We start from the raw sequence: 16,184 nt of genomic DNA, 5'->3' as shown, positions 1-16,184 counted from the left end.
TCGGCATGCGTGAGGAGCCGGACCCGTCCGGATGGCCGAGCGGGCTGCCCGACGCCCTCGACCTGTTGCCCGACGGCGCGGTGATCGCCGACGGCGCCGGCCGGGTGATCCGGGTCTCGGCCGCGGCCGCCGCCCTGCTCGGGGTCGACGCGGCGACCTCCGTGGGGCGGCCCCTCGCGGAGGTCCTGCTCCTCCAGGACCACGGCGGACACGCCTGGGTGCCGCACAACACCCCCTACGCCGGGCTCGCCTCGCGCACCGGTGTGCCGGAGCAGACCTGGCTGCTGCCCGACGGGCAGGAGGTGCTCGTGGCGGCGCGCCTGCACCGCGCCGAGCCGCGGGGGCCGGTCACCGCGGTGGCGGTGAGCCTGCGCAGCGGACGGGGGCGGGCCCGGCTGGACCGGGAGCGCTCCGACCTCGTCGCGACCGTCGCCCACGAGCTGCGCTCCCCGTTGACCGGGGTGAAGGGGTTCGTCCAGGCCCTGCTGAACCGCTGGGACCGGCTCAGCGACGAGCAGCGGCGCCTGATGCTCACCACCGTCGCCAGCGACGCCGACCGGCTCAGCCGGCTGATCGCCGAGCTGCTCGACGTGGCCCGTCTCGACACCGGGAGGCTCCAGCTCTATCCGCGCCCCGCCGACGCCGAGGTACTGGCCCGCCGCGTGGTCGACTCGGTGGCCGCGGGCACGGCGCGGCCGGTGCGTCTGGTCGTCGACGGTCCCCTCCCGCGGGTGCTCGTGGACCCCGACAAGTTCACCCAGGTGCTCACCAACCTGGTCGAGAACGGGGTGCGCCACGGCGAGGGCGAGGTCGTGGTCGCGCTGGCCCCCGATCCCGCACCCGATCCTGCTGCCGATCCCGCACCCGATCCTGCTGCCGATCCTGCTGCCGATCCTGCTGCCGGGCCGGTCGGCGTGCGCGTCGTCGTCACCGACGAGGGCGACGGCATCCCGGCGGAGCTGCGCCGCCGGGTGTTCACCAAGTTCTGGACCACCGGCGCGCGCGGCGGGTCGGGGCTCGGCCTCTACCTCGCGCGCGGGCTCGTGCGGGCCCACGGCGGTGAGCTGCGCATCGACGACCCCGACGAGCCCGGCGAGCCCGACGAGACCGACGAGCCCGGCGAGATCGGCGAGGCCGGCGGGACGGGCGGCGGACGGGGGGCGGTGCTCACCTGCACCTGGCCCGGGGTGCCGGCCGAGCTCGGCGGCTGAGGGCGACCGCGGACCCCGTGCGCGGGGCGACGGCGTCCGCGTCCGGGAACCGGTTCGCGGGCCGGGCCCGGGCGTTCCTAGACTCGCCCCCATGTCCGGACCCAATACCGAGTACGACCCCGTGGCGGTGACGCCGCTGCAGGCGAGCGAGGTCGAGGCGGCCCGCGACGCGGCGCTCGCGGCCATCGCCGCCGCCGCCGACCTGGAGGAGCTCAAGGCGGTCCGGACCGCCCACGCGGGCGACCGGTCGCCGCTGGCGCTGGCCAACCGCGAGATCGGCGCGCTGCCGCCGCAGGCGCGCAAGGAGACCGGCCAGCGGGTCGGACAGGCGCGGGGTGCCGTGGCCCAGGCCCTCGCGGCCCGGCAGAGCGTCCTCGAGGCCGAGCACGAGGAGCGGATGCTGGTCGAGGAGGCCGTCGACGTCTCCCTCCCCACCGACCGCCGCGCGCCCGGCGCGCGCCACCCGCTCACGACCGGCGCCGAGCTGATCGCCGACATCTTCGTGGCGATGGGCTGGGAGGTCGCCGAGGGTCCGGTCGTCGAGGCCGAGTGGCTCAACTTCGACGCCCTCAACCTCGGGCCGGACCACCCGGCCCGCACGATGCAGGACACCTTCTGGGTCGAGCCGGCCGAGGCCGGGGTCGTGCTGCGCACCCACACCTCGCCCGTCCAGGCCCGCACCATGCTGACCCGCAGGCCCCCGATCTACGTCGTGTGCCCCGGCCGGGTGTTCCGCACCGACGAGTTCGACGCCACCCACAGCCCGATGTTCCACCAGGTCGAGGGGCTGGCGATCGACGAGGGCCTCACCATGGCCCACCTCAAGGGCACCCTGGACCACTTCGCCTCGCGGATGTTCGGCGAGGGCATCACCACCCGGTTCCGCCCCTCCTACTTCCCCTTCACCGAGCCGAGCGCGGAGGTGGACCTGATCTGCTTCGTGTGCCGCGGGGTGGACCCCGACTCCTGCCGCACGTGTCGCGGCGAGGGCTGGATCGAGTGGGGCGGCTGCGGCGTCGTCAACCCGCGGGTGCTCACCGCCTGCGGCGTCGACCCCGAGCGCTTCACCGGGTTCGCCTTCGGCATGGGCATCGAGCGCACCCTGATGTTCCGTCACGGCCTGGAGGACCTGCGCGACCTCTTCGAGGGCGACGTCCGCTTCACCACGACCTTCGGGAGCGAGATCTGATGAAGGCCCCTGTCTCCTGGATCCGCGAGTACGCCGATCTGCCCGCCGACCTCGGCACCGAGGAGCTGGCGGCCCGCCTGACCGCCCTCGGTCTCAAGCTCGAGGCGCTCGAGCGGCCCGGTGACCGGATCACCGGTCCGCTGGTGGTGGGCCGGGTGCTCACCCGCGAGCCCGAGCCGCAGAAGAACGGCAAGACCATCAACTGGTGCACCGTCGACGTCGGCGACGCCAACGGCACCGGCGAGCCGCAGGGCATCGTCTGCGGCGCCCACAACTTCGAGGCCGGCGACCTCGTGGTCGTCGTCCTGCCCGGTGGCGTCCTGCCCGGCGGGTTCGCCATCTCGGCGCGCAAGACCTACGGCCACGTCAGCGCCGGCATGATCTGCTCGGCCCGCGAGCTCGGCATCAGCGACGAGCACGAGGGCATCATCGTGCTGCCGTCCGACGCCGGCGTGCCCGGCCAGTCCGCCTTCGAGGTGCTGGGGCTCGACGACGACGTCATCGAGTTCGAGATCAACCCCGACCGGGCCTACGCCCTGAGCCTGCGCGGGGTGGCCCGGGAGGCCGCCCTCGGCTTCGGCGTCGCCTTCACCGACCCCCTCGACCGTGCCGTGCCGGCCCCCGACGACGCCGGGCACCCCGTCGTGGTCGAGGACGCCGAGGGGTGCCCGGTCTTCGTGGCGCGGACGGTGAGCGGCTTCGACCCCACGGCGCCGACGCCGGAGTCGATCGCCCGACGCCTGACCCAGGCCGGGATGCGTCCGATCAGCCTGGCCGTCGACATCACCAACTACGTGATGCTCGAGACCGGCCGCCCGATCCACGCCTTCGACCGTGACAAGGTCGACGGCGCCCTCGTGATCCGCCGTGCCGCGGCGGGGGAGACCCTGCGCACCCTCGACGGCGTCGACCGCACCCTGGACGTGCAGGACATGGTCGTGGCCGACGCCGCGGGCCCGCTGGCCCTGGCCGGGGTGATGGGCGGGGAGTCCAGCGAGATCTCGGCCGTCACCACCCGGATCCTGGTCGAGTCGGCGCACTGGGACCCCGTCTCCGCCTTCCGCACCGGCAAGCGCCACCGGCTGTCCTCCGAGGCCGGCAAGCGCAACGAGCGCGGGGCGGACCCCCGCAGCTGCGAGGCGGCGGCCGACCGGGTCGTCGAGCTCCTCGTCGCCCACGGCGGCGCGACCGCCGACCCCGGCGTCACCGTGATCGGCACCCCGCCCGCGCCGGCGGTGATCGTGGCCGACCTCGACCTCCCGCGGCGCATCAGCGGCATCGACGTCGCCGTCGAGGAGGGGGTGGAGATCCTGCGGGCCGTCGGGGCCCGCGTCGAGGTCGACGTCCCCGCACCGGGGCGGATGAGCGTGCACGCACCGTCGTGGCGTCCCGACCTCACCGACCCCTACGACCTCGTGGAGGAGGTCGTGCGCGTGGTCGGCTACGACCGCGTCCCGAGCGTGCTGCCCACACCCGCGGCGGGCCGGGGGCTCACCCGCGAGCAGCGCCTGCGGCGTCGCGTCGGCCGGGGCCTCGCCGGTGCCGGGTTCGTCGAGACCGTCAGCTTCCCGTTCGTGGGACGCGAGGTCCTCGACCAGCTCGGCCTCCCCGAGGACGACGCCCGCCGGACGACGGTGCGCCTGGCCAACCCGATCTCCAGCGAGGAGCCGGGGCTCACCACCACCCTGCTCGCCGGCCTCACCCGCGCCGCGGCCCGCAACCTCGGTCGTGGCGCCCCCGGGGTCGCGCTCTTCGAGACCGGCGCGGTCGTGCGCCCCCGCGGCAGCGGCACCGCTCCGATCTACGGCGTCGACCGACGCCCCGACGACGCCGAGCTCGCCGCCCTCCTCGACGCCCTGCCCGAGCAGCCGCAGCACCTCGCCGTGGTGCTGGCCGGCGAGCTCGAGCGCGGCGGCTGGTGGGGCGAGGGGCGCACCGCCGGCTGGGCCGACGCCCTGGAGGCCGTGCGCCGGCTCGGGGCCGACCTCGGCCTGGCGCTCACCACTACTCCGGCCGCACTGGCACCCTTCCACCCCGGCCGGTGCGCGCAGGTCGCGCTCGGTGAGGGTGGGGACGCCGTCGTCCTCGGGCACGCCGGTGAGCTGCACCCCCGCGTGTGCCGCGCCCTCGGGCTGCCCGAGCGCAGCGCGGCCGCCGAGCTCGACCTCGACCTGCTGCTCGCCCACGCGGTCGACGTCGTGCGCCCTGCGGCGCTGTCCACCTTCCCGGTGGCCAAGGAGGACGTCGCCCTGGTCGTGCCCGACCACGTGCCCGCCGCCGCGGTCGAGGCCGCGCTGCGCGAGGGCGCGGGGGCGCTGCTGGAGGGGCTGCGCCTCTTCGACGTCTACACCGGACCCCAGGTCGGCGAGGGGCACCGCTCCCTGGCCTTCGCCCTGCGCTTCCGGGCCGCCGACCGCACGCTGACCGAGGAGGAGACCGGCGCCGCCCGCGACGCCGCGGTGGCGCTGGCCGTCGAGCGCTGCGGCGCCGTGCAGCGCTGACGTACCCCTCCCGGCCCGGGCCCCGCCACTCGACGGGGCCTAGTCGATCGGGAAGGTGGTGGCGGCGTCGAAGGCCTCCAGGCTCGCGGCGCTGCCACGACGTCGTACCAGCGGGGTGTCGCGGGGCAGTCGTCCCCACAGCCACAGGTCGAGGTGGGCGGCGGTGCCGGACACCACCGCCGCGGGCGCGTCGGGGGCGGGAACGACCAGCAGGTGCGGGCCGGACAGCTCCCGCCCGGTCAGCCGGTCGTGGCCGCTGAGCTGTCCCGGCTGCACCCCGATCCGCACCCCCACGTCGGTCAGGTCGAGCACCAGCGCGGTGCCCACCGGCACCAGCCCCGCGCCGTCGGGCTGCCCGCCCAGCATGACCTCGAGGCACTCCGCGACCCCGTCGGCCGCCAGGTCGGCCTCCAGCACGACGTCCTGCGCCCGGGCGCCGGCCGCGAGCTCGGCATCGACCCGATGGATCAGCGCCTCGTGGGTCTGGCGACGGTAGGCGAACCCCACGGTGGCGCCGTCGGGCGACCAGCCCGCCCAGGTCCAGGCGGGGTCGGAGGGCTCCGAGCCCCGCAGGGTGCGCACGAGGTCCGACGCGCACGCACGGGCGTGGGCCAGCAGGTCGGGGTGCTCCGTCGGACGCCGCGCTCCCTCCGGCAGGACGTCGGGGGAGGCCGGCCGCTCACGCACGATCTGCGCCCACGCCTGCTGCACCTCGGCGAGGTGCCAGAGCAGGTCGGCGGCGCTCCAGTCCGGACAGCTCGGCACCGGCGTGGCCGGATCGAGGTCGGCGAGCACGGTGTGCGCCCGCGCGGTCTCACGGGCCAGGTGGTCCAGGTAGGCGTTCCAGGTGGGACGGTCATGTCGGGCCCGGTGGTCCGGCGCAGGGGCGTCGATCGGCTCGGTCACCTCCGTGACGCTACGCGGTCGCGACGCGCCCCGCCCCCGATATGCATGATCATTCAGGGTTGTGTATGGTCATGCACATGACGACGAGGTCAGCACCGCCCCGGGTCGCGGTCGCGGGCGCCAGCGGGTACGCCGGCGGCGAGGTCCTGCGGCTCCTGCTCGGTCACCCCGAGGTGGAGATCGGCGCCCTCACCGGCGGATCGAACGCGGGGGAGCGGCTCGGCACCCTCCAACCGCACCTGGTGCCGCTGGCCGACCGGGTGCTCGAGCCGACCACCGTCGAGGTGCTCACCGGCCACGACGTCGTCGTGCTGGGGCTGCCGCACGGGCAGTCGGCCGCGATCGCCTCCGCCCTCGGGCCCGAGGTCGTGGTCATCGACTGCGGCGCCGACTTCCGGCTCGCCGACGCCGAGGTCTGGCAGCGGTTCTACGGCAGTGAGCACGCCGGCCAGTGGCCCTACGGCCTGCCCGAGCTGCTCCTGCCCGACGGCACCCGCCAGCGCGACCGGCTGCGGGGCGCCCGTCGCATCGCGGTCCCCGGCTGCTACCCCACGGTGACCAGCCTGGCGCTGGCCCCCGCGCTGGCCGCCGGCCTCATCGAGCCCGACCTCGTCGTGGTCGCCGCCTCCGGCACCAGCGGCGCGGGCAAGGCCGCCAAGACCCACCTGCTCGGCAGCGAGGTCATGGGCAGCGTCAGCGCCTACGGCGTGGGCGGGGTGCACCGCCACACCCCCGAGATCGTGCAGAACCTCGGCCCGCTGACCGACGCCCCCGTCCGGCTCGGGTTCACCCCGCTGCTGGCCCCGATGTCGCGCGGCATCCTGGCCACCTGCACCGCACCCCTGGCCCGCGCGGTGAGCGCCGAGGAGGCCCACGCCGCGTACGCCGAGGCCTACGCCGACGAGTCGTTCGTCCACGTCCTCGCTCCCGGTCAGTGGCCCGCCACCCAGTCGGTCGTGGGGTCGAACTCGGTGCACCTGCAGGTGACCGTCGACCCCGACGCCCACCGCCTCGTGGCCGTCGGCGCGGTCGACAACCTGGCCAAGGGCACCGGCGGCGCCGCCGTGCAGTGCCTCAACCTCGCCCTGGACCTCCCCGAGGGCCTGGGCCTCAGCAGCGTCGGAGTGGCCCCGTGAGCGAGCAGGACCAGCAGCCGGGCGCCGTCCTCACCCTGGCGCGGTACCCCGAGACCCTGGCGGTGGTGAAGCTCGCCGCCGGCGCCGACGTGCCGCGCTGGGCCGAGTCGTCCTCGGTGTTCGCCGTCATCGCCTCGGCGGAGGAGACCGCGCTGGTGTGCGCGGGGCGCAACGTGCCCACGAAGGTGCCCGCGATGCGCCACCTCACCGGCTTCGAGCTGCTCGACGGCGCCCACGCCGCCTCGCCCGGCACGCTGGTGGCGCTGCTCGCCCCGGTGGCCGAGCTGGGCGTCACCGCCCACGCTCTGACGACGTTCAGCCGGCTGTGGGTGCTGGTGCCGGCCGACCGGGCCGACGACGTGGCCGAGGCGTGGCGACGACGCGGGCACGACGTCGCCCCGGCCGTCCCGGCCGGCTGACGTCGCGCACCCCGTCGTCCCTCACCCCACTCCTGCCAGGAGACCCCCTGACCGTCACCACCCCCGCCGGCTTCGTCGCCGCCGGCGTCACCGCCGGCCTCAAGGCGTCCGGCGCCCCCGACCTCGCCCTCGTCGTCAACCAGGGCCCCACCTTCGACTCCGCCTCGGTCTTCACGAGCAACCGCTGCCAGGCCAACCCGGTGCTGTGGAGCAAGGAGGTCGTCAAGGACGGCGTCGTGCGTGCCGTCGTGCTCAACTCCGGCGGCGCCAACTGCTACACCGGCGCCGAGGGCTTCCAGACCACCCACGCCGTCGCCGAGCAGGTCGCCTCCGAGCTCGGCATCGGGGCCGTCGACGTCGTCGTGTGCTCCACCGGCCTCATCGGTCTGGCCAACCCGCGCGAGCTGCTGCTGGCCGGGGTCACTGCGGCGGCCGCCGAGCTGTCCGCCGACGGCGGTCCCGCCGCCGCGACAGCGATCATGACCACCGACACCGTGAGCAAGCAGGCCGTCGTCGAGGGCCCGGGATGGTCGATCGGCGGCATGGCCAAGGGCGCGGGCATGCTCGCCCCGGCCCTGGCCACGATGCTGGTCGTGATCACCACCGACGCCGTGGTGCCGGCCGCCGAGCTCGACGCCGCCCTGCGCGCCGCCACCCGGGTGAGCTTCGACCGGCTCGACTCCGACGGCTGCATGTCCACCAACGACACCGTCACGGTGATGGCCTCGGGCGCCTCGGGCATCACGCCCTCGGCGGCGGACTTCACCGAGGCCCTCACCCAGCTGTGCACCGACCTGGCGATGCAGCTGCTGCGCGATGCCGAGGGCGCCGACCACGAGATCGCCATCACCGTGCTGAACGCCGCCAGCGAGGACGACGCCGTCGAGGTGGGCCGCAGCGTGGCCCGCAGCAACCTGTTCAAGGCCGCCGTCTTCGGACGCGACCCGAACTGGGGGCGGGTGCTGGCCTCGATCGGCACCACGTCGGCGGCCTTCGACCCCGCCGACCTCGACGTCGCGATGAACGGGGTCTGGGTGTGCCGTGACTCCACCCCCGCCGAGGACCCCGCCGGGGTCGACCTGAGCGGCCGCGAGGTCGGTGTCACGATCGACCTGAAGTCCGGGCCGCACCGCGCGACCGTCTGGACCAACGACCTGACCCACGCCTACGTCCACGAGAACAGCGCCTACAGCTCATGACCGAGACACAGCCCCAGAACCAGAACCAGCCCGACCCGTCGCGGCCCGACCCCGCCAAGGCGCGGGTGCTCGCCGGTGCGCTGCCGTGGCTCAAGCGCTACCACGGCAAGATCGTGGTGGTGAAGTACGGCGGCAACGCCATGACCGACGACGTCCTCAAGCGTGCCTTCGCCGAGGACATCGCCTTCCTGCGCTTCGCCGGCTTCAAGCCGGTGGTCGTGCACGGCGGCGGCCCGCAGATCTCGGCGATGCTCGACCAGCTGGGCATCGAGTCGGAGTTCCGCGGCGGCCTGCGGGTGACGACCCCCGAGGCCATGGAGGTCGTGCGGATGGTCCTGGTCGGCAAGGTCCAGCGCGAGCTGGTCGGGCTGATCAACGAGCACGGTCCGCTCGCGGTCGGGCTGTCCGGTGAGGACGCCGGGCTGTTCACCGCCACCGCCACCAACACCGTCGTCGACGGCGAGGAGGTGGACCTCGGCCTGGTCGGCGAGGTCACCCGGGTGCGCCCGGAGTCGGTGCTCGACCTGATCGAGGCGGGCCGGATCCCGGTGGTCTCCAGCGTCGCCCCCGACGCCTCCGGCCAGGTGCACAACGTCAACGCCGACTCCGCCGCGGCCGCGCTGGCCATCGCGCTGGGGGCCGAGAAGCTGCTCGTGCTCACCGACGTCGAGGGGCTGTTCCTGGACTGGCCCGACTCCGACGACGTGATCGGCGAGATCAGCCCCGAGGCGCTGGCCGAGCTGCTGCCGACCCTGGCCAGCGGGATGATCCCGAAGATGGGCGCCTGCCTGCAGGCGGTGCAGGGCGGGGTGCCGCGGGCCACCGTCGTCGACGGGCGGGAGGCCCACGCGGTGCTGCTCGAGCTGTTCACCAAGGAGGGGGTCGGCACGCAGGTGCTGCCCGGGGTGGAGACCAAGACGCGGAAGGCCCGGGACGCATGAGCGCCACCGACGACTACCTCGACCGCTACGCCGCGTCGGTGATGAACACCTTCGGGCGCCCCAAGCTCGTGCTCGAGCGCGGCGAGGGCGCGCAGGTGTGGGACGTCGAGGGCCGCAGCTACATCGACTTCCTCGGGGGGATCGCGGTCAACACCCTCGGCCACGCCCACCCGGCGCTCGTGGGGGCGGTCACCGACCAGCTCGCCACCCTCGGCCACGTCTCCAACTTCTTCGCGACCCGGCCGCAGGTCGAGCTCGCGGAGCGGCTGCTGACCCTGATGGTCCCCGCCGACGTCGAGGCCCGGGTGTTCTTCTGCAACTCGGGTGCGGAGGCCAACGAGGCCGCCTTCAAGATCACCCGGCGCACGGGCCGCACCCACCTGGTGGCCATGGAGGGCGCCTTCCACGGCCGCACCACCGGCGCCCTGGCGCTGACGTCGAAGGCCGCCTACCGCGAGCCCTTCGAGCCCCTGCCCGGCGACGTCACCTGGGTGCCGTTCGGCGACGTCGAGGCGCTCGCCGCGGCGGTCACCGACGCCACCGCGGCCGTGGTGATCGAGCCGCTCCAGGGCGAGGCCGGCGTCAACGTCGCGGCCGCGGCCTACCTGCGGGCGGCCCGCGAGATCACCTCCGCCCACGGCGCCCTGCTGTGGTTCGACGAGGTCCAGAGCGGGATGGGCCGCACCGGGCACTGGCTGGCCAGCCAGCCCTCCGGGGTCGTGCCCGACGTCGTGACCCTGGCCAAGGGCCTCGCCGGCGGCATCCCGATCGGCGCCACCCTCGGACTCGGCCCGGCCGCCGCGCTGCTGCAGCCCGGCCAGCACGGCACCACCTTCGGCGGCAACCCGGTGGCGTGCGCCGCCGCCCTCGCGGTGATCGAGACCCTCGAGAAGGAGGGTCTGCTGGCCCGGGCGGTGGAGGCCGGCGACCGGCTGCGCGCCGGCCTGGCCGCCGACCCGCGGGTCACCGAGGTGCGCGGCGTCGGGGTGCTGGTCGGGGTCACGCTCGCCGGGGTCGACGCCCCCGCCGTGGTCGCGGCGGCCCAGGACGCCGGGTGGATCATCAACGCCACCGGACCCGACCGGGTGCGCTTCGCCCCGCCGCTCGTGGTCACCGACGCCCAGATCGAGGGGTTCCTCGCCGCGTGGCCGGCGCTGCTCGACGCGGCGGAGGCCGCCGCATGAGCGCCGTCGTCCGCCACTTCCTCGCCGACGACGACCTCACCCCGGCCGAGCAGGCCGAGGTGCTGGCGCTGGCCGCCCAGCTGAAGGCCGCGCCGTTCAGCCGGCGACCGCTGGAGGGGCCGCAGTCGGTCGCGATGATCTTCGACAAGCCCACCCTGCGCACCCAGGCGTCCTTCGGCGCCGGCATCGCCGAGCTCGGGGGCAACCCCATGCTGGTGGAGGGCAAGCTCGCCGGCATCGGGGTGCGCGAGTCGGTCTCCGACGTCGCCCGGGTGCTGGGCCGGCAGGTCTCGGTGGTCGTGTGGCGCACCTACGCCCAGGCCGACCTCGCCGTGATGGCCCGCGACGCCGGCGTGCCGGTCGTCAACGCCCTCACCGACGACTTCCACCCCTGCCAGCTCATCGCGGACCTGCTCACCGTGCAGGAGCACCTCGGCGACCTCGCGGGACGCACCGTCACCTTCCTCGGCGACGCCGCCTGCAACATGGGCAACTCCTGGCTGCTGGCGGGAGCCACGGCCGGCATGCACGTGCGGCTCTCCGGCCCGCAGGGCTACGTCCCCGACGCGGCGATGTTCGCCCGGGCGGCGGCCATCGCCGCCACCACCGGCGGCTCGGTGGCCGCGGTCTCCGACCCCGTCGAGGCGGTCCGGGGTGTCGACGTCGTCGTGACCGACACCTGGATCTCGATGGGCAAGGAGGACGAGCAGGCCGAGCGCGAGCGGGTCTTCGGACCCTGGGCCCTCACCCCGGCGCTGCTGGCAGAGGCGGCACCCCACGCCATCGCGATGCACTGCCTGCCGGCCTACCGCGGCAAGGAGATCGCCGCCGAGGTGCTCGACGGCCCGCAGAGCGTGGTGTGGGACGAGGCCGAGAACCGGCGGCACGCCCAGAAGGCGGTGCTCACCTTCCTGCTCGAGCGCACCCGCGGGAGCGCGGGGTGAGCGAGGCGCCGCAGCGGGTGCCGGCCACGAAGCGGGCCCGGCACCAGCGCATCATCGACCTCGTGGGCCAGCGGGCCGTGCACAGCCAGACCGAGCTCGCCGAGCTGCTCGCGGACGAGGGACTGCGGGTCACCCAGGCCACGCTGTCGCGCGACCTCGTCGAGCTCGACGCCGTCAAGGTGCGCTCCGCCTCGGGCGCGATGGTCTACGCCGTGCCCGGGGAGGGCGGCGACCGGCGACTCGCGGCTCCCGGCGAGACCGGCGCGGCGCTCCAGCGCCTCACGCGGCTGTGCGCCGAGCTCCTGGTGAGCGCGGAGGCCAGCGGCAACCTCGTCGTCCTGCGGACCCCGCCGGGGGCCGCCCAGTTCCTCGCCTCGGCCTTCGACCGCGCCGAGCTGCCCGACGTCCTCGGCTCGATCGCCGGCGACGACACCGTGCTGCTGATCAGCCGCGACCCCGGGGGCGGCGACGACCTGGCGCACCGGGTGCTGGTGCTGGCTGAGACCGCGCACCCCGGCGAGCCCCACTGACCCATCCTTGACCCGCACGTCCCGATCCCGAACACCGACACCAGATCCCTGAAGGAACACCCCCTGTGAGCAAGGTCCTGACCTCCCTGCCCGTCGGCCAGCGCGTCGGCATCGCCTTCTCCGGCGGCCTCGACACCTCGGTCGCGGTCGCCTGGATGCGCAGCAAGGGCGCGGTCCCGTGCACCTACACCGCCGACCTCGGCCAGTACGACGAGCCGGACATCAGCGGCGTCCCCGGCCGGGCGATGCAGTACGGCGCCGAGCTGGCGCGCCACGTCGACTGCACCACCCAGCTCGTCGAGGAGGGACTGGCCGCCCTGGCCTGCGGCGCCTTCCACATCCGCAGCGCCGGCCGGTCGTACTTCAACACCACCCCGCTCGGCCGCGCCGTCACCGGCACCCTCCTGGTGCGGGCGATGCACGAGGACGGCGTCGACATCTGGGGCGACGGGTCGACCTTCAAGGGCACCGACATCGAGCGGTTCTACCGCTACGGCCTGCTCGCCAACCCCGAGCTGCGCATCTACAAGCCCTGGCTCGACGCGGACTTCGTGAGCGAGCTGGGCGGTCGCGCCGAGATGAGCCAGTGGCTCACCGAGCACGGCCTGCCCTACCGCGACAGCCAGGAGAAGGCCTACTCCACCGACGCCAACATCTGGGGCGCCACCCACGAGGCCAAGACCCTGGAGCACCTCGACGTCTCCCTCGAGACCGTCGAGCCGATCATGGGCGTGCGGTTCTGGGACCCCGCGGTCGCGATCGAGACCGAGGACGTCACCCTGCGCTTCGAGCGCGGCCGGCCGGTGGCGATCAACGGGGTCGAGTTCACCGACGCCGTCGCCCTGGTGCACGAGGCCAACGCGATCGGCGGTCGCCACGGCCTCGGGATGTCGGACCAGATCGAGAACCGCATCATCGAGGCCAAGAGCCGGGGCATCTACGAGGCCCCCGGCATGGCGCTGCTGTGGATCGGGTACGAGCGGCTGCTCAACGCCATCCACAACGAGGACACCATCGCCAACTACCACCTCGAGGGCCGCCGGCTGGGCCGGCTGCTCTACGAGGGCCGGTGGCTGGACCCGCAGGCGCTGATGCTGCGGGAGTCGATCCAGCGCTGGATCGCCAGCCTCGTCACCGGGGAGGTGACGCTGCGGCTGCGGCGCGGCGAGGACTACACGGTCCTGCGCACCGAGGGCCCCGCGTTCTCCTACCACCCCGACAAGCTCTCGATGGAGCGCACCGAGTCTGCTGCGTTCGGTCCCACCGACCGGATCGGGCAGCTGACGATGCGCAACCTCGACATCGCCGACTCCCGGGCCAAGCTCGAGCTCTACGCGGCCCAGCCGCTGGACCAGGGCGCGGTCCTGGTCGAGCACGGCACCCTGTTCGGCGAGATCGAGCGCGGGGGAGCAGCGCTGATCGCCGACAACCCCGCCGCCGAGGCCGACCTCACCGACGACGCCCTCGACGCCGCCGCCATGGAGTTCGGGACCGACTGATGAGCGCCACCAACACCGGGAAGCTCTGGGGCGGTCGGTTCACCGACGGTCCCTCGCCCGAGCTGGACGCCCTGTCGCGCTCGACGCACTTCGACTGGCGGCTGGTGCCCTACGACCTCGCCGGGTCGCGGGCCCACGCCAACGCCCTGCACCGCGCGGGGCTGCTCGCCGACGCCGACCACGCCGAGCTGCTGCGCGGCCTGACGGCGCTGGGGGAGCGGTTCGCGGCGGGGGACCTGCACCCGGACGCCAGCGACGAGGACGTGCACGGCGCACTGGAGCGGCTGCTGCTCCTCGAGGTCGGTCCCGACGTCGGCGGCCGGCTGCGAGCCGGTCGCAGCCGCAACGACCAGGTCGCCACGCTGTTCCGGATGTACCTGCGCGAGCACGGCGTCGTCATCGCCGGTGCGGTGCTCGACCTCGTCGACGTCCTCGTGGAGCAGGCGGCGGCCCACCCCGACGCGGCGATGCCGGGTCGCACCCATCTGCAGCACGCCCAGCCGATCCTGCTGGCGCACCACCTGCTCGCCCACGCCCAGCCGCTGCTGCGCGACGTCGAGCGGCTGCGCGACTGGGACGCCCGGGTGGCCGGCGACTCCCCGTACGGCAGCGGAGCGCTGGCCGGGCAGACGCTGGGACTGGACCCGACGCTGGTCGCCGCCGAGCTGGGGTTCACGGGGTCCAGCGCCAACTCCCTGGACGGCACGAGCGCCCGCGACTTCGTCGCCGAGTTCGCCTTCGTCTGCGCCCAGATCGGGGTCGACGTCAGTCGGCTGGCCGAGGAGGTCATCCTCTGGACCACCCGCGAGTTCGGGTTCGCCCGGCTGCACGACTCCTGGTCGACGGGGTCGAGCATCATGCCGCAGAAGAAGAACCCCGACATCGCCGAGCTCGCGCGGGGCAAGGCGGGTCGGATGATCGGCAACCTGGCCGGCCTGCTGGCCACGCTCAAGGCGCTGCCCCTGGCCTACAACCGGGACCTGCAGGAGGACAAGGAGCCGGTCTTCGACTCCGTGGACACCCTCGAGGTGCTGCTGCCCGCGTTCACGGGGATGGTCGCGACCCTCACCTTCGACACTGCACGGATGGCGGCGCTGGCGCCCGAGGGCTTCTCGCTGGCCACCGACATCGCGGAGTGGCTGGTGCGCCAGGGGGTGCCGTTCCGGATCGCGCACGAGGTGGCCGGGGCCTGCGTCCAGGTGTGCGAGCAGCGGGGGATCGAGCTCCACGAGCTCACCGACGCCGACTTCGCCGCGATCGACCCGGCGCTCACGCCGGGAGTGCGCGAGGTCCTCGTGGTCGAGGGCGCACTCGCCGCCCGGTCCGGTCGCGGCGGCACCGCCCCCGTGCGGGTGGCCGAGCAGCTCGCCGAGGTGCGGGCGCGCGTCGCCGGACACCGTGACCGACTGGCCTGAGGCCTGGTCTGGGGCCTGGCCCGAGCTGCGGGCCCCGGCGTCCGTGGTGGCGCCGATGTTGCTGGGCGCCGTCCTGTCCTGGGGCGGCGTCCGGTTGCGTCTCACGGAGGTGGAGGCCTACGAGGACGTCGAGGATCCCGGGTCGCACGCCGCGCGGGGACGCACCGCCCGCGTCGCGACGATGTTCGACGAACCCGGCCGGATCTACTGCTACCTGAGCCACGGCCTGCACCGGTGCCTCAACGTGGTCGCCCACGAGCCGGGGCGGGCGGGTGCGGTCCTGCTGCGGGCGGGGGAGGTCGTGGACGGTCTCGACCTCGCCCGCAGCCGACGGCCCGGCAGCTCGGACCGCGATCTCGCGCGCGGCCCCGGCCGTCTCGGTGCGGTTCTCGGTGCCGATCAGGTGACCGACGGGCTGATGCTCGGACGCGACCAGCTCGGGTTGGCCGATCCGCCACTGTCCGAGCAGGCGATCTCGCGTGGTCCCCGGGTGGGTCTGCGCCTGGCCGCCGACCGGCCGTGGCGCTACTGGCTCACGGGGGAGCGGACGGTCTCGCCCTACCGCCGGCACGCGCGGGCCGTGCCTGACCCGCCGGCCGAACCGCCGGCGTGATCGGCTGCGCCAGGCCGCTGACCTGCAGCGACGGGTTGCGGCAGGGCCGTCGTGTGACGGCCGTGTGACGGCAGGATGACGGGAAGGCGACCCCCGATTTGTGCCGAGGGTGCCGGTGTCCTAATGTTCTTCTCGCAGCCGCAACCGGGGCTGAAGCCGCAGGGCGCCGAACGAGGGAATCTCCCGAGTTGACGCGCCGAGGCCGCCCCGGTAAGGTTCTGCAGGTTGCCTAGAGCGAGGCCCGCGAGGGACGGATTCCAGTGCGTCTGATGTTTGAGAACTCAACAGTGTGTCATAGTCGACGGATTAATCAGTATGCCCTTGTCGGCTGGGATGGTTCGCGCCTCTTGTGGTGTGGGTTGTTCTGGTTTGGTTTGGGTTGAGTTTTTTCGGCAATGATTCTGGCAATTGTGTCAGGGTTTGTTTGTCTGGGTATTGAATTTTCTATGGAGAGTTTGATCCTGGCTCAGGACGAACGCTGGCGGCGTGCTTAACAC

The 16,184-nt window shown here is 74.1% G+C and carries 14 protein-coding genes; 13 read left to right on the top strand and 1 reads right to left on the bottom strand.

What is annotated here, in order from left to right:
- The first annotated feature begins 5 nt into the window (after positions 1 to 5).
- The 3 genes from ACERUJ_RS04570 (at position 6) to pheT (ending at position 4,901) form a co-directional block, all read left to right on the top strand.
- Positions 6 to 1,211, top strand: a complete 1,206-nt coding sequence (locus tag ACERUJ_RS04570; RefSeq protein ID WP_370247266.1) for an ATP-binding protein — start codon at positions 6 to 8, stop codon at positions 1,209 to 1,211.
- Between the two features lie 91 nt (positions 1,212 to 1,302).
- Complete coding sequence (gene pheS, locus ACERUJ_RS04565; protein WP_370247265.1) at positions 1,303 to 2,400, top strand: phenylalanine--tRNA ligase subunit alpha; 1,098 nt, start codon at positions 1,303 to 1,305, stop codon at positions 2,398 to 2,400.
- Positions 2,400 to 4,901, top strand: coding sequence for a phenylalanine--tRNA ligase subunit beta (gene pheT, locus ACERUJ_RS04560; RefSeq protein ID WP_370247264.1), 2,502 nt, complete (start codon positions 2,400 to 2,402; stop codon positions 4,899 to 4,901). Before pheS ends, pheT begins: the two co-directional genes overlap by 1 nt.
- A gap of 39 nt (positions 4,902 to 4,940) precedes the next feature.
- Here the strand turns inward: pheT and ACERUJ_RS04555 are convergent, their stop codons facing one another.
- Entirely contained in the window at positions 4,941 to 5,807 is an 867-nt protein-coding gene (locus ACERUJ_RS04555; RefSeq protein WP_370247263.1) for a maleylpyruvate isomerase family mycothiol-dependent enzyme, read from the bottom strand.
- Between the two features lie 71 nt (positions 5,808 to 5,878).
- Here ACERUJ_RS04555 and argC point away from each other — a divergent pair, with 71 nt between their 5' ends.
- The 10 genes from argC to ACERUJ_RS04505 all read left to right on the top strand — a co-directional run bounded on the left by argC (position 5,879) and on the right by ACERUJ_RS04505 (position 15,687).
- Positions 5,879 to 6,943, top strand: coding sequence for an N-acetyl-gamma-glutamyl-phosphate reductase (gene argC / locus ACERUJ_RS04550; protein ID WP_370247262.1), 1,065 nt, complete (start codon positions 5,879 to 5,881; stop codon positions 6,941 to 6,943).
- On the top strand, positions 6,940 to 7,362 hold the full coding sequence (locus ACERUJ_RS04545; RefSeq protein WP_370247261.1) for a hypothetical protein: 423 nt from the start codon (positions 6,940 to 6,942) through the stop codon (positions 7,360 to 7,362). The genes argC and ACERUJ_RS04545 overlap by 4 nt, the downstream gene beginning before the upstream one ends.
- Before the next feature lie 47 nt (positions 7,363 to 7,409).
- Positions 7,410 to 8,561 (top strand): bifunctional glutamate N-acetyltransferase/amino-acid acetyltransferase ArgJ, encoded by a 1,152-nt coding sequence (argJ, locus tag ACERUJ_RS04540; protein ID WP_370247294.1) that lies wholly within the window; start codon positions 7,410 to 7,412, stop codon positions 8,559 to 8,561.
- Complete coding sequence (gene argB / locus ACERUJ_RS04535) at positions 8,558 to 9,502, top strand: acetylglutamate kinase (RefSeq protein ID WP_370247260.1); 945 nt, start codon at positions 8,558 to 8,560, stop codon at positions 9,500 to 9,502. Before argJ ends, argB begins: the two co-directional genes overlap by 4 nt.
- Positions 9,499 to 10,686 (top strand): acetylornithine transaminase, encoded by a 1,188-nt coding sequence (locus tag ACERUJ_RS04530; protein WP_370247259.1) that lies wholly within the window; start codon positions 9,499 to 9,501, stop codon positions 10,684 to 10,686. The genes argB and ACERUJ_RS04530 overlap by 4 nt, the downstream gene beginning before the upstream one ends.
- Positions 10,683 to 11,630, top strand: a complete 948-nt coding sequence (gene argF / locus ACERUJ_RS04525) for an ornithine carbamoyltransferase (protein WP_370247258.1) — start codon at positions 10,683 to 10,685, stop codon at positions 11,628 to 11,630. Before ACERUJ_RS04530 ends, argF begins: the two co-directional genes overlap by 4 nt.
- Positions 11,627 to 12,160 carry an arginine repressor gene (locus ACERUJ_RS04520; RefSeq protein WP_370247257.1) on the top strand — a complete coding sequence of 178 codons (534 nt, stop codon included), beginning with the start codon at positions 11,627 to 11,629 and terminating at the stop codon, positions 12,158 to 12,160. The genes argF and ACERUJ_RS04520 overlap by 4 nt, the downstream gene beginning before the upstream one ends.
- Positions 12,161 to 12,225: 65 nt before the next feature.
- The gene (gene argG, locus ACERUJ_RS04515; RefSeq protein WP_370247256.1) at positions 12,226 to 13,659 is read left to right on the top strand and encodes an argininosuccinate synthase; all 1,434 of its coding nucleotides are present in this window, start codon (positions 12,226 to 12,228) and stop codon (positions 13,657 to 13,659) included.
- Entirely contained in the window at positions 13,659 to 15,074 is a 1,416-nt protein-coding gene (gene argH / locus ACERUJ_RS04510; protein WP_370247255.1) for an argininosuccinate lyase, read from the top strand. Before argG ends, argH begins: the two co-directional genes overlap by 1 nt.
- Positions 15,058 to 15,687, top strand: coding sequence for a DNA-3-methyladenine glycosylase (locus ACERUJ_RS04505; protein WP_370247254.1), 630 nt, complete (start codon positions 15,058 to 15,060; stop codon positions 15,685 to 15,687). Before argH ends, ACERUJ_RS04505 begins: the two co-directional genes overlap by 17 nt.
- The last annotated feature ends 497 nt before the right edge of the window (positions 15,688 to 16,184 follow it).

Origin of the sequence: Nocardioides sp., assembly GCF_964228225.1 — a bacterium.
Taxonomy (GTDB): Bacteria; Actinomycetota; Actinomycetes; order Propionibacteriales; family Nocardioidaceae; genus Nocardioides.
Note: the sequence above shows the minus strand (reverse complement) of the source record. Positions and strands in the feature narration are given on the sequence as shown.